Source organism: Methylocaldum marinum (assembly GCF_003584645.1).
In the GTDB taxonomy this organism is placed as follows: Bacteria; Pseudomonadota; Gammaproteobacteria; order Methylococcales; family Methylococcaceae; genus Methylocaldum; species Methylocaldum marinum.
The window spans coordinates 3,063,693-3,084,444 of the sequence record NZ_AP017928.1 but is presented as its reverse complement, the minus strand read 5'-3'; the positions used below and the strand labels follow the sequence as shown (position 1 = coordinate 3,084,444).

Sequence of the window (20,752 nt, the reverse complement as noted above, 5' to 3'; positions counted from 1 at the left end):
TCTTACCGTTCCGAAACTTCGAGCCTTCGCGCTCGCACGGTTCCGCGCTCCCGGTTGCAATTGTCAAAGTAATTCAATATAAGGGTTTCCCCTATCTCCATATAACGATGTGACGGTTTTTCCGTCGTCGAAGAACCCAATAAGAAGAGAGGAGCAGCATCCTATGTTTAAGCTGAATCTATTGATCAGTGCGCTCGCGCTGGCAGGGGCGTCGCTGACCGCATCCGCGGTTGAATGGCAGTCCCTGCCGAGCAAGGCGCCGGAACCCGCGGACAATCCGAGCACGCCGGCTAAAGTCGAATTGGGCAAAATGCTTTATCACGATCCCCGTCTATCCTCGAGTGGCACGGTGTCGTGCAATTCCTGCCATAACGTAATGGGTGGCGGCGAAGACAATCGCGGCGGCTCGGTAGGCGTACGCGGCCAGGTGGGCGGGCGCAGTGCTCCGACGGTTTGGAACTCGGCCTTCAATTCGGTGCAATTCTGGGATGGGCGGGCACCGAGTCTGGAAGCGCAAGCCAAGGGGCCGGTCACCAATCCGATCGAAATGGGTATGAAAAGCTGGGACGACGTGGTTGCCCGCCTGAAAACGATTCCGGGTTATGTGCAGGCGTTCTCCGCGGCTTTCGGCGGTAAAGAGTCGATCACAACCGACAATGCGGCCAAGGCGATCGCCGCCTATGAGCGGACTCTGATCACGCCGAACAGCGCTTATGACAAATACGTCAACGGCGATAAGAATGCCATGACCGAGCAGCAGGTACGGGGCATGAATACTTTCGCCGAAGTCGGCTGCGGCAGTTGTCACTCGGGGCCCGCTTTCAACGGTCCGCAGTTGCCCGAGGGGACCGGATTCTTCATGAAGTTCCCCACTTATCAGAACGGTTATCTCGAGGCCCAATACAACTTGTCCGTGGATCTGGGACGTTATGACGTGACCAAGAACGAAGCGGACAAGCATCTGTACAAGGTGCCGACGCTGCGCAACGTCGCCCTGACCGCGCCTTACTTCCACAACGGCAAGGTCAAGAGTCTGGAGGACGCCGTGAAAGTCATGGCCAAGCTGCAGTTGAACAAGGATCTGACGCCGGAGCAGACCGGCGACCTCGTGGCTTTCCTCAATGCTCTGACCGGCGAATTTCCCAAGCAGGAAATGCCGCGTCTGCCGAGCTACGCGGACAAGACTTTCGATTACGAATAAACCGCGCCGTACGGTGTTCGGCAAAAAGCCAGCTCGCTTCGGGCTGGCTTTTTTGTTTGCGCGCCGGCGATCCGCGCGCGGTCCGTGCCCGGCTCGGTTTACACCGCCGTGGTTGAACCGGTATTTTCCGGGACGGATCGTCATGGCCGATCCGCGCATTCGCGAGCGGGTCGTCAGCGGCGCTTTCGATCTGACCCGGCCGCAAGACATTATGACCGCCATCGAGAAGACCCTGGGGCTCAACTCCCTCAATTTCTCCGGATCCTTGACCCTCCTTTACCAGCCCATTCTCTGAGCCGTCGCCTTACGCGACCGAAGGCGCAGGGATCGGCAGGGAGAAATGCACCCTGACGACCGAGCCGCCTTGTAGATACTGTTATCCGGGTCAAGTGCCATGGAGTGCTGGATCGAAGGGTTTTCCGGACTTGAGGACGCCGAAAGCGACCTGGAGGAGCTTGCGCATCATGGCACCGATGATGAGCTTGGCGGGCTTGCCCGAGAGCGCGAGCCGGTTCTTGAAGGGCTGGCCCCAAGCGGTCTTATACAGGATCACCATGGCTGGCATGTAGAGGGCTTTGCGCAAGAAGGCATGGCCGACCTTGGACAGCCGCGGCTTGGTTTTCACGCTCGTTCCGGACTCCTGCCGGCGCGGGTCGAGCCCGGCGAAGGCGACGGCTTGTCGGCTATTGGCGAAGCGGCTGGGCTCGGCATAGAAGGCGAGCAGAATGGCGATGGTGCGTTCCCCGATACCGGGGATGCTCTCGAGTAATTCGCGCTTCCCCTTCAGATCGGGGTTAGAGTCGATGTGCTCATTGATGGTTTTGATCAGGCTCTTGATCTGCTGATCGAGCCAATTCAGGTGTTCTTGAATGTTGGTGCGCACCGCGTCCCGGGCGACCTCCAGGCGGTTACTTTCCTGGGTCCGCAGGGCTTGCAACGCATCCAGACGCAACACGAGCGCGCGCAAGGCGATTTCGGCTTCGCTTCTCGCCTGCCAGGGAGGCGGATGGCGCTCGGCGCAAAATTCGGCGATGAGGCGCGCATCGACGGCATCGGTTTTGGTCCGGGTTAAGCGGGAAGCGGCATAGGCTTTGATTTGGGCAGGGTTGATGACGCTGACAGTGAACCCTTGGGTAGCCAAGCACTGGGCGACGTCTTCCCAATACACCCCAGTGGCTTCCATACACACGTGAACATTCCGTGCCTCTGGGCCGGTGAGCCAAGTGACGAGGGTGGCGAACCCGTCTTGGGAGTTGGCGATGACTTTGGTTCGGAACTTCCCGTTGGGGAGGCGTAACGCGCAGTCCAGTTTGGCTTTGGCGACATCAATTCCGAGATAAAACGTGGGCATCATGAACCTCAAATGATCTACCTTGTGAATGCGGGCTGCCGGCAAGCCGGGCCGAAGATACTGTTCGATCGCTCGATGAGGGTGAGCGACTGCTGCATCGATCTACGCAACGGGCTTGGTGTCCCAAGGGCGGGAACGGCATCCAGTCGCTCAAACCTGGAGCGCCCTCCAGGCCTGTGGTGACCGGTCGGGAGTCTTCTCCAACCCCTTCCGAACCACACGGAATTCATAATACAAGGTCGGGAATCCTTTCCCGACGCCGCGGCCCGGTCGAGCGTCCTCGTCGGCAAGGGACTGCCGACTGCTCCCCGAAAACAAGGTTTGCGAAGCGAGCCTCGATCCGAGGACGGTCGACTTCAGCGTGTCTCCAAGGTTTCAGTCCTCGGCATGATCGGATAGGTGAGCGGGGTCGAGCGGTACGACGTCGGTCACGGTCCGGGCGGTCAGGACGCGGCCCGACTACTCCAGCAGGGTGTCGGCATCGGCCGCTTCGATGCGCTGTCGGACGGTCTCGGGCTGGTCACCGAACTTGTGTTGCAGAAGACGGATCAAGATCCGCGCGTCTTCCTCCCGGCGGCCCTGCTGTATGAATCGTTCGGCAAATGTACTCATGATGCGTGCCTCTTCCGGATAGTCCCGTGCGTAACGAGCCCGTTCATTATCGTCAAGCCCAGTGTAGATGTCGATGAACTCGAGGTATTTGATCTGCTTTTCGGGGTCGGGTTCGAGCCGGCACAGACCCCGCACCGCATGGGCGAAAACCTCCACCCGCCGGGCCGGTTCGTAACGCATGTTGGGCAGGTTCGGACATGCCACCCGGTTGTCGCTGTTCACGTAGCGCTCGAACGGAAGTTCCGCCAGGTCGCAGGCCAGATAGCGAAAACTCAGGAACACGTGGCGGTCGCCGCCCAGGGTAAGCTCGCGGCGGACGGTTCCGCCGCGCAGGAAGATGACCACCGGCACCACGCGGTCGGTCTCGAACAGTTCCGCCAGATCCAGGCAATAGCGGCCCAACCGGTGGATCGAGAAGCGGCGCGGGTCGCTCTCTTCCTCGACCACGAACAGCACGGCCTCGCGCCGCCCGTCCGGATGGGCTTGTGACGAGTATGGATGCCTAATTCCACAGTTAAAGGTCTGCTCGACGGACTCCCTTGTTTTTCTCTCCCGAACAAAAAACAAAAAAATTTCGTTCTCGAATACGGGGTCCACGCCGCTTTTTCGTCATCAGTCAAGTAACCGGGACAAAAACCTTGGCGACGAATTCCGAACTGGAGGATAGGTCATGAACTGAGCAGTACTCGACATAACTATGTCATTCGACCACCCTGCAGAAAAAAAGAATAACCATGAAAACGACTTATAACTTGAAATTCACCTGGGAAGGCGCCCTGTCGATCAATGAGGATTGACAACAAGAATCCGTTGCTCATCGAGGAGGGCACGGTGTTGAGGCATGTTCGACGAATGGCCAGTATTCATGGCGCTTCTCCAGCAAACGCGCAACCATACGTGTCATTTGGTTGGCCATCATGTCGCAAGCACGCGGTCCTAGCGGGGGGCAAACGTGTTCTACGCAAGGTTGGTCAGCACGTGGGTGAGAAGGCCGCCAGGCTGCCAAGTGGGTGATTTTTTGACAGCCTCGCAGCCGAATCCGGAACGATCGAAGTCCCGGAGACCCCCGCATTCCGCTTACACTGCATGTGGGCTACGGGATCACTGTTAAGCTTGTGATTCGACGCGTTGGAATTCTGGTAAGAGGGGAGTCGTGAGAGTTTTCGCCTGGTTCGTTAATAATCCCGTGGCGGCTAACCTGCTATGGGGCTCATCCTGCTGGCCGGCGGAGTCGCGCTGTTCGCGGTGGAAAAGGAGGTTGTTCCGCGGTTCAGCCCGCAGAGGATCAATATTACGGCTTTTTATCCGGGTGCCGGTCCCGAGGAAATCGAAGCGCACCTGTGCATTCCCATCGAAGAGGCTGTCCACGATCTGCCGGGTGTGGTGCGCCTGGAAACCAAGGCGGGAACCAACTGGCGCCTGGAGGAAGCCTGCGTGATCCAGGTTCAGGCGGCGGAAGGCCATGACCTGCAGGTGCTCATGGGAGCCGTGCGCGCCCGCATCCAGAACATTCCTCACCTGCCTGACGGTATCGATAGGATTGACGTCGACGAGTGGCATGCCCCCGGCGACGACGGCGTCATTTGGGTGGCCCTATACGGCGCCACGGACGAACTGACCCTGAAGCGCGTGGGCGAGCAGATCCAGGCCGATCTGGCGCGAATTTCGGGCGTGGAAAAGGCCGAGAATTACGGCCATGTCCCCGATGAGATTGCCATTGAAGTGCCGGCGGAGAATCTGCGCCGTTTCGGACTGACCCTGGGCGATGTGGCGGCGGCGGTCCGGCGCGGTTCGCTGGATCGGCCCGGGGGGGCGGTAAAGACTCGACAGGGCGACGTGATTCTGCGGACCCGGGGGCAGGCTCGGGATGCTGCCGCACTGGGTGAAACGGTGCTGTTGGCCCGTCCCGACGGCACCCGGCTGCGCCTCAGGGATATCGCAGTCATCCGCGACGGTCTGGCGGAACGGGCCTTCGCCTGGCATCACGACGGCTTCCCGGCGCAGGGGTGGGACATCCGGGCTAACCGCGACGAGGTGGCGGTGGCGCGGCGGGTCAAGGATTACGTGGCGGACATGGCTCCGCGCCTGCCCGAAGGGCTGAAGCTCAAGACCTGGTATGACGATTCCCAGTCTTTCGACGACCGGGTGGAAACCTTGCTGAAAAATGGCCTTCAGGGCCTGGGCTTGGTGCTTCTGGTGCTGGCTCTGTTCCTGAATACGCGGGTGGCGTTCTGGTCTGCGGTCGGACTTTTCACCGCGCTGGTCGGCGCGGTGGCGGCCATGTGGCTGATGGGCGTCTCCCTCAATATGCTGAGCCTGTTCGGTTTCGTGCTCGCCCTCGGCATTCTGGTGGACGATGCCATCGTGGTGGGCGACAGTATCGAGCGCCGCCAGGCGGACGCCAACCCTTCGGCGGCGCCGGAGGATGCCGCGAGACGCGCGGCCATTGCCGGGCTCGCCGCCGTGGCGCTGCCCGTAAGCTTGTCGGTGGCGACCACGGCGGTGGCGTTTCTGCCGGGTCTGTTCCTGAGCGGTTGGGCCAAGGCCCTGCTTGGTCCCATCTGCGCCGTGATGATCCTGGCTCTGGGCGTTTCGCTCCTGGAAGCGCTATGCATCCTGCCGGCGCATTTGGCGGTTCCGCCCCGGCCCTCAATCGGTCGCATGGGCAACTTGCGCCGTTCCATCGCCCGCGGCCTGGACGCCGTCATCCGGCATTTTTACTCGCCGCTGCTGGATTATGCTCTGCGCCAGCCGTTTCTGATCCTGTCTCTCTTTACCATGGCGATCCTGGTTGCCGCCGCCGTCGTCCTCGGCGGACAGGTCCGCCTCGCGATCCAGGCCGACGTGCCGAAGGACACCGTTGCCGTGTTCCTGGACGTGCCCACAGGTACCCCCTTCGCCACGACTCAAGCCTTGTCCGCCCAGGTAGAGCGTGCCTACGGGCAGTTGCGCGAGGCTCTCGAAGCCCGCCAGCCGGCCACCGCCGTGAGCCCGGTTTCGGGCCTGGAAACACTGATTTTCGAACACTGGGCGGGATTCTGGATGGAATTGGCGCCAGGGGCACGCCAGCGTTTCGAGGTGGATGCCATCGCCGACGAGTGGCGCCGCTACATCGGCGATATCGGCGAAGCCAAGCTGGATTTTATTTACCGGGAAGGGGACAGCTTTTACGACCTGGAGTTTGCCGTCGTGGCGCCGGATCCGGAAACGGTCACGGCGGCGTCGAAGGCGCTGGCCGCCGGACTCGCCGAGTTTCCGAGCGTATTCGACGTGACCCGCTCCGAGCAGGAGGGCAAGCCTCAGCGGAACCTGGTGCTTCGTCCCGGTGCCGAGCATCTGGGACTGCGTCTGGAGGATGTGGCCGAACAACTGCGCCAGGCTTATCTGGGCGAGGTGGCGCAACGTTTTCAGCGCGGCCCCGAGCAAGTCAAGGTGGTGGCGCGCCTGCCTCTGGCGGAGCGGCGTGATTTGCAGGATCTCGATCAGTTTCCCATCCGGCTGCCGAATGGCGGTGAGGTTCCCCTGAGCCTGGTGGCCGAATGGCAGTGGCTGCCCAAGGCCGGAAGCCTCGATCGCCTGGATCGCCGGCGTGTGGTGTGGGTGCGGGGACGGCTGGGTCGGCAGGACCCGAACCGGGGCGATGCCAACGCCGTATACGCGGCCCTCGAGGCCGGCCCTCTCGAAGAACTCAGGCGGCGCTTTCCGAGCGCCAGGATCGAAGCCGGGCGGACCCGGCAGGAGCAGGAAACCGTTCTCCGGGAACTCGGGCGCAATGCTCTGTTGGCACTGGCGGCGGTTTACGGGCTGCTGGCCCTGTTCGGACTGGGCCTTCCGCTGTCCGCGGAATCGCTGGTGGGGATGATCGGCGCCGGCGGCGTGGTGGTCAACGACAGCCTGGTTCTGCTCCACGCGGTGCGAACCCGTCGGGGCGAACAGGGTACGCTTCCGTTGGACGCGTGCCTGCGCGAAGTTTCCCTGATGCGCTTTCGGCCGGTGCTGCTGGCCTTCCTGACCACCTTTATGGGCCTGGTGCCGCTTTTGTTCGAGACCAGCGCCCAGGCGCAGTTTCTGATACCTATGGCCACCACCCTGGCCGCCGGGCTGTTGTTCGGCATGACCGCGACCCTGGTGCTGATTCCAGCCGCCTTGTTGTTATTCGAACTTGGCGGCGCAGCGCGTAAGGCGTCGGTGGATGGCAACGATTCGATTTCTCCGTTAAGCCGGCGTAGGCCGGATGAAGCCTAGCGGAATGGGTGCGATCGAAGTTACGGAGTCCCCCGCATTCCGCTTACGCTGCCTGCGGGCTACGAGCATCGAGCCGACGTTTTTGTCACCCCTCGAAAAGAAAGCGCTAGCAAAAATTTGAACAAAGGGGAGGGAAAGTGTCTCTCTGGATCGTCTTAGGGTAGTCACCGGCGTGAATCTCGATGTTCGCCGGCTCCATAACACGATCTCAGGGGGAACCATGTCCATCGCAATGCACCACCGTTGCGTCATTTCCGCGGCGATCCTTGCCGCAGTCATGAACCAGCCGACGAAAGCGGCGGGCAAACAAGCCATTCGCGTCGATATCGCTCCGCAAACCCTCGACGGCGCGCTCAATCAGTTGGCCGAAGCCGCCGGCCTGGAGCTCAGCTATCCGGGCGCGCTGTCCGCCGGAATCAAATCGCCGGGCCTCGCGGGCCGCTATACCGCCGACCAGGCTCTCGGCAAGCTCCTCGCCGGCACCGGCCTGGCCTACCGCTACACAGGAGCCAGAGCGATCACCCTGGAACGGCTCGCGGCGAATTCGGCAGAACCGCCGTCCGCCGGCGATGAAGTCGCCCTCGGGAAAGTCACCGTGAGTGCCGATACGGCTTACGAGCCCGATGATCCCTATAATCCGGAATATGCTCGTCGCAGCGCGTCGACCGCTACCAAAACCGACACGCCGATCATGGAGACTCCGGTGTCGATTCAGGTCGTGCCGCAGCAGGTGCTGAAGGATCAGCAGGCCTACCGCATTCAGGATGCGGTGAAGAACGTCAGCGGTGTGCAGCAGCGATTTTCGACCGGCGGACACGATCGCTTCATCGTGCGCGGTTTTGATTTGGACGAGATCATGTATCGAAACGGCATCAGGCTAAAGGGCCTCAACTTCGACCTCGCGAATGTTCAACAGGTGGAAGTCTTGAAGGGACCCGCGTCGGTGCTCTACGGTAGGACCGAACCCGGCGGGATCATCAATGCGGTAACCAAGCGTCCGCTTTCGCAGAGCTACTATTCGCTCGAACAGCGCTTCGGGTCGTACGACTATTATCGTACTCAACTCGACGCGACCGGCCCGATCACGAAGGACGGGGCACTAGTCTACGGCTTCGATCTTTCCTACTTGAACTCGGATTCGTTTCGAGACTTCAGCGCTCACGAACGCATCTTCGTGGCGCCGGCCTTGACTTGGAGACCGTCGGAAGACACCGAGTTCAATCTCACTCTGGAGTACCTCAACTACGACTTTGTTTACGACTCCGGAATCCCGGCGATGGGAAAGCGCGTTGCGCCGGTGCCTATCAGCCGCAATTTAGCCCAGCCCGGTCTTGACCAGACCGACAACCGCGAAAACACCCTGATCGATTTCAATTGGTCGCACCGCTTCACCGAAAATTGGACGTTCCAGAACGGCGTCGTCTGGGCGCATTCCAATTTCAATTTCAACGACTTGTACGCCAGTAGTGGCGTTTCGGTAACCGATACGAGGGTTGATCGGGTTGCGTGGTTCGGGCACGCCGACGCCGATATGCATACCGTCTATGTCAATCTCAACGGAAAGTTCGAAACATGGGGCGTCGCCCATGACGTACTGATCGGTGGTGACTACTATTCGTACGAAAACACGGAGTTGGATCGGGTTATTCGTGGAATCGATACGGTCGATATCTTTAACCCGGTGTACCCCTTTATCGATGTGGATAGACAAATCCTTTCGCAAACCCCGAACACAAAGGCGGTTCAGGAAGACTCCTGGTACGGCGTCTATTTCCAGGATCAACTGACGCTGTGGAAAAACTTTCACATCATGGGAGGCGGGCGTTACGACTGGGCCACGGTGACCAGCGGCTACGGCGATCCGGTAGGTTTCAAAGCGGAGACGCTCCGCGATTCAAAATTCAGCCCGCGTGTCGGCATGAATTATCGGCCGGTCGAATGGCTGTCGCTTTATGGTCATTGGGTGGAATCATTCGGAACCAATAACGGCCGCTCCTCGAACGGAAAACCCTTCGAGCCGCAGACCGCCACACAATACGAAGGCGGGGTGAAAACCGAGTTCTTCGATGGACGCCTGACGGCAAGCGTGGCGTATTTCCACTTGACAAAGAACAATCTGGTAACCACGGACCCCAACGATCAGCAGTTCAGCGTCGCCATCGGCGAGGCGCGCAGCCGGGGCGTCGAGGTGGACATCGCCGGCCAAATCACCGACGGCCTCAGCCTCATTACCACCTACGCCTATACCGATACCGAAGTTACGAAGGATTTGAGCGACGAGCTGCGCGGCAAGCGCTTGCCCTATGTGCCGCTGCATTCCGGAAGCATTTGGCTGAAATACGATTTCCAACAGGAACTGCTGGACGGACTGAGCGTGGGGGGGGGAGTCTACCTGGCCGACCGGCGCTTCGGCGACGCCGCAAACAGCTTTTACGATCCGGGTTACGCCCGCGTCGATTTGTACGCCGCCTACCGTTACCGGATCGGACCCACCCACCTGACGGCCCAGGTCAACCTGAACAACGTGACCGACACGGAATATTTCATTCTGCGCAGCCGGAACTTTAATCAGCCGGCCGAGCCGTTAACCGTGCTGGGATCGTTGCGGCTGGAATACTGAGAATGCCTAGAGAGTTCCTATCCTCCATGTCTAAGTCGGCGAGAAGCCAAGGTTCCGGAAATACCGGCCCGCGGCGTAAACCGGCAGAGTCGCCGACCGTCCTTGCCAGGCCGGCGACGGACCGATCCTCCTATCAGCACCGGCTGGCCCGCCTCAAGGCGCGCCGCCGGCTGTGGCTGAAAGTGCATTTGTGGTTGGGCTTGACCATCGGCCTGGTATTCGCGCTGATCGGGCTTACCGGCAGCATTCTGGTGTTTTGGCAGGAAATCGATACGTGGCTGAATCCCGAACTGCACCAGGTGGCGGCACCGCCCGAAGGCCGCGCGGCCTATCGGCCGCTGAACGAGCTGGTTCAAGCGGCGGATACCGTGATGCCGTCCGGAGCACGGCGTTCGACGATGTATTACCCACGCCACGAGGGTTTGGCGTTCTGGTTCTTTTACGAACTGCCGGTAGCCGGCGAAAAGGATCCGCAGAGCCTGAACGCCTTCGTCGATCCGTACAGCGGCGAGGTGAAAGGTACGCGGGAATGGGCATCTCCCGAAAGGATCTTCGAGCGTCCGCTGGTGAGCTTCCTGTTCGAACTCCATTACGACTTGCTGCTGGGCTGGGAGCGAGGCGGCTGGATCGTGGGTGTCATTGGAATCCTGGCCTTCCTGTCCACGCTGACCGGATTGATCGTCTGGTGGCCGTTGACCGGTAAATGGAAACAGGCGTTTACCCTCAAACGCCGCGCCAGCGTCGAACGCTTCAATCACGATCTGCATAAAACCCTCGGCGTTTATTCGACCTTGGTGTTGCTGGCGGTGTTGATATCCGGAGTGTATTTCAACTTCGGTGACCGGTTTCGCTGGCTGCTGAGCTGCTTCTCGGTAACCACGCCGGTGAAGGCGTTCAAATCGGCGCCGGTCCCTAGCGCGGCGCCGATTTCCCTGGACGAAGCGCTGGTGCGCGCCGACGAGCGCAATGCCGAGGGGCAGTTGTATTGGTTTACCGTGCCGAACACGCCGGACGACACCTATGTGCTGACCCGGCATGTCGATATCGGCGGGGTTTTCACGGGGCGGCGGCAGTTCGTAGTGGACCAGTACAGCGGTGAAATCTTGCATGTCGCCGATCCGTTGTCGGGCAGCGGCGGCAATGTGTTCATTCAGTGGCAATGGCCGTTGCATTCCGGCTACGCCCTGGGGATGCCGGGCAGAATTTTGGTGTTGCTATCCGGCATCGCCTGCCCCGTGCTGTTCGTGACCGGCGTCATCCGCTGGCTACAGAAACGACGAGCGCGGGCGACGGGCCCACACCGGCGGAACAACGGCCGGCGGGTGTCGCCGGGCTGAAGGGAAGCCAGCGTAGCCCGGATGGAGCGGAAGCGGAATCCGGGGCGATCGTGCTCCCAGATTCCCCGCATTCCGCTGCACTGCATGCGGGCTACGGCGTTGAAGATTTTTGATCCGTATTCCGGACAGCGAAAGGAACCGATGACCCACCCCCAAGCTCACTCCCCGCCAGCTTCCGCTCTCAAGATTCGACCCTCTGGCCTCGTTGCCTGGTTCGCCGCCAACCCGGTCGCGGCCAATCTCCTGATGCTGCTGATCTGGCTGGGCGGGATCGCGAGCCTGTGGACGATCGATCAGGAAACGCTGCCGCCGATCCGCGCCGACGCCATCGAAATCGTCGTGCCTTATCCCGGTGCCGGTCCCGCGGAAGTGGAACGGGCCGTGTGCATCCCGGTGGAGCGGGCGGTGTTCGATCTGCCCGGCATCAAGCGCCTGCTCGGCACCGCCACCGAAGCTACGTGTACCCTGCTTGCCGAAGTGGCGGACGGCTATGCGCTGCAGGATCTGATGTCGGCGATACGCACCCGCACCCAGTCGATTCCCCAGTTGCCAAGGGGGGTGGAGCGCATCGAGGTGCGCGAGAGGGAGGAGGGCGGTTTCGTCATCAACGTCATCCTGCACGGGCCCGCCGACGATCTGACCCTGAAACGGCTGGGCCAGGATATTCGCGAAGACCTCCTGCGCATTCCCGGCGTGGTCAGGCTCGGCGATTTCACCGCGGAGGCACCCTACGAGCTTGCGGTGCAGGTGTCCGCCGCCCGCTTGCAGCAATTGCAGCTTTCTCCCGCGGATATTGCCGAAGCGCTCCGCCGGACCTCCCTGGACCTGCCCGGCGGCGAGGTCAAATCGCCGATGGGGGAGTTGCTGCTGCGCGCCCGCGGCAAGGCGGAGAGCGGCGAAGCGCTGGCGAGCCTGCCGGTGGTGGTTCGTCCGGACGGCACCCGGATGCGTCTCGGCGACATCGCCGACGTGTCCGACGGTCTGGCCGAGCAGTGGGCGGAAGCCCGTTTCCAGGGTGAGCCGGCCTACGGCGTGGAAGTGTACGCGCGCCACGACGTGGTCGCGGTGGCCGAGCGGGTCAAGGCCTATGTGGCCGAGCGCGCCCGGACGCTGCCGGAAGGGCTGCGCCTGTCGACCTCCTGGGACATGTCCGTGTCCTTCGCCCAGCGGCTGGACACGCTGGTGGAAGACGGCGTGTTCGGCTTCGGGCTGGTATTCGCGGTGCTGGTGGTGTTCCTGCGCACCCGGGTGGCCTGGTGGGCGGCGGTGGGCGTCCTCACTTCCGTGCTCGGCACCTTGTGGCTGATGGCGATACTGGATCTTTCCCTGAACATGCTGTCGCTGTTCGGTTTTCTGTTAGCCCTGGGGGTACTGGTGGACGATGCCATCATCGTCGGAGAGGCCGTGCATGAGGAACAGGCCGGAAGCGTGGACGAGGGGGACACCTCGATAGCAGAGCCCGGAGCGGATGGCGGCGTCCGCCGCGCGCACCGGGAGGCCGAGGCGGGTCCGGGAAGCCCGGCTTATCCCGCCGCCTTCGCGGCTCCCGGAAAGAGCCTCGCCGCCGCCATCCGCGGCGCGCGCAGCGTGGCCCAACCGGTGATCCTGGCGGTGCTGACCACGGTGGTCGCCTTCCTGCCGGGGCTGTTCCTGCCCGGCTGGGCCGGGCAGATGATGCGGCCGATCTGCCTGGTGATGATCCTGGCGCTGACGCTCTCGCTGGTCGAAGCGCTCTTGATTCTGCCGAGCCATCTGGCGGTTCCGCCTTCGCGGAAGTCCGTAGCGAGCCCGCTCGACCGCCTGCGGGCCGTGATGAACCGTGGCCTGAACCGTTTCGTGGGCCGTCTTTACGTTCCGTTCCTGATTCGGGCGCTGCGCTGGCGCTACCTGGTGCTGGCCGGTTTCGGCGTGCTGCTGATGCTTTCCGGCGCCCTGGTCGCGGGCGGCCACCTTCGACTCTCGTTCGAAGCCGACGCCACCCTGGACAGCGTTTCGGCCCGCCTGACCCTGCCGCCGGGCCTCCCCTACGCCGAGATGCGGGCGCTCGCTACCCGGGCGGAACGGGCGCTGTTCGAGCTGAGCGACCGGCTGGACCGGGAACAGCCGTCCGGCAGCCCGAGCGTGGTGGCCAGCCTGGAAACCTCGATTCATCCCGAATGGACCGGCCTGTGGGTTGAAATCGCCCGGCACGCCCGCGAACACTTGGTCATCGAAGACTTCGTCCGCGACTGGCGGCAAGGCATCGGTGATCTCGGCCGGGCCAAGATCGACTTCATCTATAAGCAGGGTGACCGGCCCTACGACCTCGAAATCGACCTCAGCGACGCCGACTCGGCCCGGTTGCGGCATGCGGTCGACGCGTTGAAACGCCGCCTCGCCGCATACCCCGGTGTGTTCGACGTGGTCGACTCGAGCGAGCCCGGCAAGCCGGAACTCAGGGTGCGGCTCAAGCCCGAGGGCGAGTGGCTGGGCTTGACCCTCAAGGAGGTGGCCGAGCAGGTCCGCGGGGCCTATTTCGGCGCCGAGGTACAGCGCTTCGTGCGCGGTCGCGAGGAAGTGAAGATCATGGTGCGCCTGCCCCTGGAGGAACGGCGCTCCCTGGATGCGCTCCGGGTTTTGCCCGTCAAGATGGCCTCCGGCAGCCACATCCCGCTCGGGGCGGTGGCGGAAGTGTCGTTCGAACCCGGCCAGGCGCGCATCGACCGGCAGGACCGCCGTCCCGTGCTCAAGGTGCAGGCGCGGGTGGACCGTGATCTAGCCGATGTGAACGCCTTGTACTCGGCGCTCGAGCAAACCCATCTCCCGGCCCTTCGGACACGGTTTCCCCAGCTCCGCGCCGACTTCGGCCAGGAACGCCGTGACCAGCAGGCGGCATTGTCCTCGCTGTGGCGCAACACGCTGATCGCCCTGGTGGTGATCTATGCCCTGATCGCGGTGCCGTTCCGTTCCTACCTCACGCCGCTGATTTTTCTGCTGGCGGCGCCGGTCGCCTGGTGCGGCGGGGTGTTCGCGCACTGGCTGGTCGGCTTGCCGCTGTCCATGGAATCCCTGGTCGGCATGATCGCCGCAAGCGGCGTGGTGGTGAACGACAGTTTGGTCTTGCTCGATTACATCAAGGAACGTGAGGCCAGGGGCTGGGGACTCGAGGCCGGAGGTCAGGAGGAAGACGCTAGGGTGCGCTGTGCGCACCAAGCAGAGACGGTACGCGTAGCGTACCCTACCGTTTTGCCGGCCGAAGCGAAGGCTGGCGGTTTGCCGCTCGAGGTTTCCGGAACGGAGAATGCGCCGATGGCCTCAACCTCAAGTCTCCGGCCTCAAGTCTCCAGTCTGATTCTCGAAGCTTGCACGGTCCGTTTCCGGCCGATCCTCTTGGCCTTTCTCACCACCTTCGTCGGGTTTCTGCCGACCCTCCTGGAAACCAGCGCGCAGGCGCAATTTCTGATTCCGATGACCTTGTCGCTCGCCGCCGGGCTGTTGTTCGGCATGGCGGCGAGCCTGATTCTGACGCCGGTGTGTTATGCCGTCGTTGCCGGCAGGCCCGACGCCGCACGACTCGAATCCCCGAACAAACACGCCGTTTCATGAGGATTGATGATGATAGCCGGCATCGAATCCGGAAAGCGGACACCCACATAAGAGCGCTTGTTTCGTCGCCATCGACGCAAAAAATGTGCGATTCGAGTGGGGGTTTTTGGCCGCTCGTTCGTCTTATAGAGGATACGGCTACGGCGGATCCCCCTGGCCGAGTCTTTGGTTTTGCAATCCCCTCAGGAGTAATCCGTGAAACGACAAATGACTACCGCCATCCTTCTCGCGCTGACAGTTGTGCCGGAGATCCATGCCGGCACCCTCGCCGACGGCAAGTGGAGTCCTGCGAATTGCGGAACGCAGCCCACCGCGCCCGAGATCGACTCCCGCAGCGTCGACGCTTACAACCGCAGCCTCAAGCAAGTGAGGGAATGGCAGCAGAAGGCGCAGGCCTATAACGATTGCATCGTCAAGGAAGCCAACGCGGACAATGCGGTCATCGCCGAAGCGGCGAACGCGGAGCAGGCGCGTTTCCGCGCCGAGGTCGAACAGATCGGCGCCGTGGCCGCGGACGCCAAGGCCAAGCTGGATGGTCGCTGACACGGAGGGCCGAAGCGTGAGCCGCCGTCTGTGGGTGTTGGTACACCGCTGGGCCGGCCTGGCGATGACCGGGTTTTTGATTGTCGTGGGCCTGACCGGGAGTCTTCTGGCGTTCCTGCCCGAACTGGAGCATGCGCTCAATCCGGAATTCTTCGTAGCCGATAACGGTCGTCCCCGATTGGATCTGGCTACCCTGGCGGAGCGCGCCGAGACACTGGCGCCCGAAGCCCGGGTGAACGCGCTCTGGGTAGGCGAGCAGGACACCGTCATGGTCTCGGTCGCGCCCCGTATCGAGCCCTCCACCGGCAAACCCCGCGATCCGGGTTTCGACCAGCTGGTGCTCGACCCTTACACCGGGGCGGAACTCGGCCGCCGTACCTGGGGGGCGATTTCGGAGGGCATCGTCAATCTGATGCCTTTCATCTACAAACTGCATTACACGCTGGCACTGGACGAAGTCGGGATATGGATACTGGGCATTACGGCACTGGTTTGGACCATCGATTGTTTCGTCGCTTTCTATCTGACTCTGCCGGCCGGCAGGTCGGATTCCCGCTCTTTCCGGGAGAGGATGGCACAAGGCATCTTTTTGCTTCGCAACAAGCCTTTCTTTTTCGGCGCGCTCACCCCGGCCGAAACGTCGAGGGCGCGGGGGAATCATCGGAACGTCCCGGCCCAGCGCGCGTTTTGGCAACGCTGGAAACCTTCCTGGCAGATCAAGTGGCGGGCTTCCCCCTACCGCATCAACTTCGACCTGCATCGTGCCGGCGGTTTGTGGTTGTGGCCGGCGCTGCTGATTTTTGCCTGGTCCAGCGTCTACATGAACCTGTGGGATACGGTGTATACCTGGACAACGCGGCTGGTGTTCGATTACCGTGAGCCGTGGACCGAATTGCCAAAGCTCGGGAAACCCCTGGATCAGCCGAGGATCTCCTGGCGCGATGCGGAGACTATCGGCCGCGGTTTGATGGATAAGGCCGCGGCGACCCACGGTTTTACCGTCGAACGGCCGGTTGCCTTCCGGCTCAACCGGGAACTGGGCGTCTACGTGTATATCGTCCGCAGCAGCCGGGACATTCAGGACCGCTTCGGCCAGACCCGGGTCTTTTTCGACGCCGATACAGGTGAAGAGCGTTTGCTGCTCCTGCCCTCGGGGCAGTACGGCGGCAATACGGTGACGACCTGGCTGGCGGCCCTTCACATGGCGCACGTATTCGGTCTGCCTTACCGCATTTTCGTTTGCATTCTGGGCTTGGCCATCGTCATGCTCGCGGTTACCGGTGTCGTCATCTGGCTGAGAAAAAGGCGGGCGCGGCGGTTTCGCCACGCCGCCGGAGCTTTCAGTCCGGAAGCTTCGGTCAGCCGCCTGGACGTATTGGCGAAGGCCGATGAATCCTGAGCGCCGGATCGCGCGGCGGTCTTGACCTCGGGGTGACGCAGCCGGGTCCGGCGGCCGTATGCCGGTTCCAGCCGCCGATGTCGTTCGGTTGAAGGGACCGAAACGACGCGGCGTAGTACTGTCGACTTTTGTGCCCAAATGAAGATCCTCCTTCCCATTCTCGTATTGCTGACCGGGGCGGTCGGCGCCTATGCCATCGTGGCCAACCGGCCGACGCTGGATATCCAGCCCTCCAAGGCGGAACCGCCGCTGGTTTCGGTCGTGCAAGCGGAACCGCGGAGCGTTCGCCTGAACGTCCGTTCACAAGGCGTCGTCATGCCCCGCGATGAAATCGATTGGGTGGCGGAGGTGGCCGGCAAGGTGGTCCGGCTGAATCCCGATTTCGTCGCCGGCGGTTTTTTCGAGGCGGGCGAGGAACTCGTGGGTCTCGATCCCCGCGATTACGATCAGGCCATCGTCGCTGCCGAAGCCGGACTTGCCGAAGCCAAGCGGCGGCTTGCCCAGGAACAAGCCGAAGCCGAACAGGCCCGTAGCGAATGGCAGGCTCTAGGCGAAGGCGAGCCCTCGCCGCTGATCCTGCACGAGCCGCAATTGGCTGAAGCCCGGGCCAAACTCAAGGCCGCCGAAGCCGAGCTGGCCAAGGCGCGCCTGAAACGCAGCCGGTGCGAGCTGCGCGCGCCCTTCGCCGGCCGTGTTTCGGCGAAGCACGTGGGGCTCGGCCAATACGTTCAATCCGGGGAGAAACTGGCGCGGGTCTACGCCACCGACGTGGCCGAGGTGCGCTTGCCGGTATCGACCGATCAATTGGCTTATCTCGATCTCGATCTGATGCGCCGAAACGGCGCGCGCGCAGGTCCCAAGGTGGTTTTGACGGCCGATCTCGGGGGCGCCGAGCAGCACTGGGAGGGACATATCGTGCGCAGCGAGGCCGAGGTCGACGATGCAACCGGTCTTTTACACCTGGTGGCCGAGGTTCGCGAGCCGTACGGACGAAAATACGCCCAGCCCCTGCTGGCCGGGTTGTTCGTCAAGGCGGAAATCGAGGGCCGCGAACGGTCCGGGGTGTTCGTTCTGCCTCTGGGAGCCGTCAATGCGTCCCAGGAGTCGCTGGTCGTGGATGCGGACCTCCATCTCCACGTCCGCCGTTTGACGGTGCTGCGTACGGAGGCCGACAGGGTCTTGATCGGCGCCGGGCTCGCCGCCGGCGAGAACGTCGTCACCGGCGGGGTTCAGGTGCCGGTGGAGGGCATGACGGTGAGGCTTGAGGCCGAGGGCTCGAAACCCGAGGCGGGATCGAAAGTGCTGAGCTCAGGGTTTTAGAGCATTTACATATCTACCGTACGGGAGCTCTCGAGTAGGTCGGGGATCCTTTCCCGACGTCGCGCCCCGGCCGAGCGTCTGCGTCGGCAAAGGATTGCCGACCTACGATCGTGCACCCTGTAGGTCGGGAATCCCTTCCCGACGCCGCGGCCTGATCCGGCGTCTACGACCGAGCCACCCTGTAGGTCGGGAATCCTTTCCCGACGTTGCGTCCCGGCCGAGCGTCTACGTCGGCAAGGGCGTGCCGACCTAGGCTTGCTTGAGTCGATTTACCCTGGCCGAAGGCGCCAACGACTTCTGCCAAGCCCGTTATGCCGTATGAGCCGGATGAAAGCGCTCAAAGCTTGACCCGATGAGGCCTGCGGTGGTTTGCTTTCAGCCACACTTTTCCGGCCGGCGGTTCTTGCCGTCCCGGTCAACGAGTAGTCAAACGCCATAAGGAACCCCCATGAAAAAATTCATCAATTCCATCGAGAGTTTGCTGGATGAGAGCGAGCGAGGTTTCGCGTCGGCGCACGCCGATATCGTTCGTTTCAATGCCGAACCGCGTTTCATGGCCCGTACCGCGCCTCGCGCACCGGGCAAGGTCGCGCTGATCTCCGGGGGCGGTTCCGGGCATGAGCCCTTGCACACCGGTTTCGTCGGTTTGGGAATGCTGGACGCGGCCTGTCCGGGGCAGGTGTTCACGTCGCCCACGCCCGATCAAATGCTGGCCGCAGCGCAGGCGACCGAAACCGGCGGCGGCGTATTGTTCATCGTCAAGAATTACGCCGGCGATGTGATGAATTTCGAGATCGCGGCGGAAATGCTCGAGTGTCCCCACGACACGGTGCTGGTACATGACGATGTGTCGATCCCGGAGCACCAGGGCATGGGAAGGCGCGGGGTGGCGGGCACCACCGTGGTCGAGAAGATTGTCGGCGCGGCTGCGGAAGCCGGCATGGACCTTGACGGTTGCAAGATTTTGGGCGAGCGGGTAGTGCGGGCGACCGCGTCCATGGGTGTGGCGTTGACCAGTTGCACGGTTCCGGCCTTGGGCAAACCCACTTTCGAGATTGCCGACAATGAAATGGAAATGGGCGTCGGCATACACGGGGAGAAGGGCAGGGAACGCATGGCCCTGGCCGGCGCTACGGAAATCGTCGAGCACCTGACGCAAGCCATCGACGGCGAGCTGAAACCCGCTGCGGGTCAGCCGGCATTGCTGCACGTCAACGGCTTCGGAGCGACGCCGCTGATGGAGCTGTATCTGGTTTATCATCTGGCCCGGGAGTTCTGGGGCAAACGCGGGGTGAACGTCGTCCGTTCGCTGGTCGGCAATTTCACAACGTCCCTCGACATGGCGGGCTGCTCCGTTACGCTCACCTTACTGGACGAAGAGATGATCAGGCTGTGGGATGCGCCGGTGCATACCGCGGCGTTGAGGTGGGGGTGCTGATTTAGATAATCGACTGTCTAGCTTATCCCGGTAAGTGGCTCGAAATCCTCCGACTATACTCAGGTCAGTCTCTTCCCCATGCCCGTTCTGAGCTTGTCGAAGGGCCTGTCCTGAGCTTGTCGAAGGGTTCACGCGAATGGTCTACTCGGATAGGTACCAATTCCGTTCGGCATTGGAGTGACCATTCATCGTGGGATGGGTAGAGCGAAGCGAAACCCATCGATGGTGGGTTAGCCCCTCGGCTCCGCGTAACCCACCGATTGGAAGTCGCACGGTGGGTTACGGCGCACGCGAAGCGCAGTGACCGGCGGTTGGTCAGTGCTGATGTGCGCCTAACCCACCCTACGAAAAATTGATGCCTTATTGAAAGCGAATTGGAATAAGTACAACTCTTTCGATGAAAAATCTTCTGAGCATTCTTATTGCGGGATTCCTCGTATGGCAGGGGTACACAAAATACCAAAGTCATAAATTAGCCCTCGTCAGCGACCAAAGTTCGTTGTACGCCACCGACTTTGCTGACTCTCCGGAGCCCCAGCGGGTCGTAGAATCCTTGCAAAATGCTCGCTTCAAGTGCGACGGTAGAACACATTGCTCACAGATGACGTCATGCGAAGAGGCAACTTACTTTTTACAGAACTGCCCTGGCGTCAAGATGGATGGAAATAACGATGGTGTCCCTGTGAAAGGCAGTGGTGTAACTATTGACCCGGCCCAAAATAACGTTCGCCCTGAGCTTGTCGAAGGGCACTCGGCTTGGGGCTTCGACAAGCTCATCCCGAACGGAATCAATAAGGTATTTAAGGGCCGGATTAATAACTCATCATGCGTGCGCAACTGCTCTCATATAACTGGTAATCACAGTCGTAGGTCGGCAATCCCTTGCCGACAAAGACGCTCGACCGGGCCGCAACGTCGGGAAGGGATTCCCGACCTACAGGGTGGCTCGGTCGTGGGTCGGCAATCCTTTGCCGACAAAGCCGTTGGCCGAGCCGCGACGTCGGCAAAGAATTTGCGCCTTGCAAGTGCCCGTACAGCGGGTACGAAAACGGCCTAGCGGATGGCTGCGCTGCCAGCCGCCCCGCCCGCCGCACTCACGAG

The 20,752-nt window shown here is 61.9% G+C and carries 13 protein-coding genes; 11 read left to right on the top strand and 2 right to left on the bottom strand.

Annotated elements, in window-relative coordinates; all coding sequences use genetic code 11:
• The first annotated feature begins 163 nt into the window (after window positions 1-163).
• Complete coding sequence (locus tag sS8_RS13575; protein ID WP_119630095.1) at window positions 164-1,201, top strand: cytochrome-c peroxidase; 1,038 nt, start codon at window positions 164-166, stop codon at window positions 1,199-1,201.
• A gap of 142 nt (window positions 1,202-1,343) precedes the next feature.
• Window positions 1,344-1,496, top strand: a complete 153-nt coding sequence (locus tag sS8_RS28120; RefSeq protein WP_170161073.1) for a hypothetical protein — start codon at window positions 1,344-1,346, stop codon at window positions 1,494-1,496.
• A 90-nt stretch (window positions 1,497-1,586) separates the two neighbouring features.
• Here sS8_RS28120 and sS8_RS13565 read toward each other — a convergent pair whose 3' ends face one another.
• Window positions 1,587-2,552, bottom strand: a complete 966-nt coding sequence (locus sS8_RS13565) for an IS110 family RNA-guided transposase (RefSeq protein ID WP_084161956.1) — start codon at window positions 2,550-2,552, stop codon at window positions 1,587-1,589.
• Between the two features lie 459 nt (window positions 2,553-3,011).
• Window positions 3,012-3,761 carry a DUF4351 domain-containing protein gene (locus sS8_RS13560; protein ID WP_119630093.1) on the bottom strand — a complete coding sequence of 250 codons (750 nt, stop codon included), beginning with the start codon at window positions 3,759-3,761 and terminating at the stop codon, window positions 3,012-3,014.
• A 606-nt stretch (window positions 3,762-4,367) separates the two neighbouring features.
• On the opposite strand from sS8_RS13560, the gene sS8_RS13555 reads away from it, so the two are divergent.
• From sS8_RS13555 to sS8_RS29730, 9 genes are all read left to right on the top strand, one after another.
• On the top strand, window positions 4,368-7,409 hold the full coding sequence (locus tag sS8_RS13555; protein WP_232020303.1) for an efflux RND transporter permease subunit: 3,042 nt from the start codon (window positions 4,368-4,370) through the stop codon (window positions 7,407-7,409).
• A 220-nt stretch (window positions 7,410-7,629) separates the two neighbouring features.
• Complete coding sequence (locus tag sS8_RS13550; protein ID WP_119630092.1) at window positions 7,630-10,029, top strand: TonB-dependent siderophore receptor; 2,400 nt, start codon at window positions 7,630-7,632, stop codon at window positions 10,027-10,029.
• Window positions 10,030-10,055: 26 nt separating this feature from the next.
• Window positions 10,056-11,366, top strand: a complete 1,311-nt coding sequence (locus sS8_RS13545) for a PepSY-associated TM helix domain-containing protein (RefSeq protein ID WP_119630091.1) — start codon at window positions 10,056-10,058, stop codon at window positions 11,364-11,366.
• Window positions 11,367-11,507: 141 nt separating this feature from the next.
• Entirely contained in the window at window positions 11,508-14,951 is a 3,444-nt protein-coding gene (locus tag sS8_RS13540) for an efflux RND transporter permease subunit (protein WP_119632779.1), read from the top strand.
• Window positions 14,952-15,146: 195 nt separating this feature from the next.
• Window positions 15,147-15,494 (top strand): hypothetical protein, encoded by a 348-nt coding sequence (locus sS8_RS13535; RefSeq protein WP_232020302.1) that lies wholly within the window; start codon window positions 15,147-15,149, stop codon window positions 15,492-15,494.
• 16 nt (window positions 15,495-15,510) lie between these two features.
• Window positions 15,511-16,893, top strand: a complete 1,383-nt coding sequence (locus sS8_RS13530; RefSeq protein ID WP_232020301.1) for a PepSY-associated TM helix domain-containing protein — start codon at window positions 15,511-15,513, stop codon at window positions 16,891-16,893.
• Window positions 16,894-17,031: 138 nt separating this feature from the next.
• Complete coding sequence (locus tag sS8_RS13525) at window positions 17,032-18,213, top strand: efflux RND transporter periplasmic adaptor subunit (RefSeq protein WP_119630088.1); 1,182 nt, start codon at window positions 17,032-17,034, stop codon at window positions 18,211-18,213.
• Window positions 18,214-18,661: 448 nt separating this feature from the next.
• Window positions 18,662-19,651: a dihydroxyacetone kinase subunit DhaK gene (gene dhaK, locus sS8_RS13520; RefSeq protein ID WP_119630087.1), complete on the top strand. Its 990-nt coding sequence runs from the start codon at window positions 18,662-18,664 to the stop codon at window positions 19,649-19,651.
• 397 nt (window positions 19,652-20,048) lie between these two features.
• Window positions 20,049-20,708 carry an excalibur calcium-binding domain-containing protein gene (locus sS8_RS29730; protein WP_197716513.1) on the top strand — a complete coding sequence of 220 codons (660 nt, stop codon included), beginning with the start codon at window positions 20,049-20,051 and terminating at the stop codon, window positions 20,706-20,708.
• Window positions 20,709-20,752 lie beyond the last annotated feature (44 nt).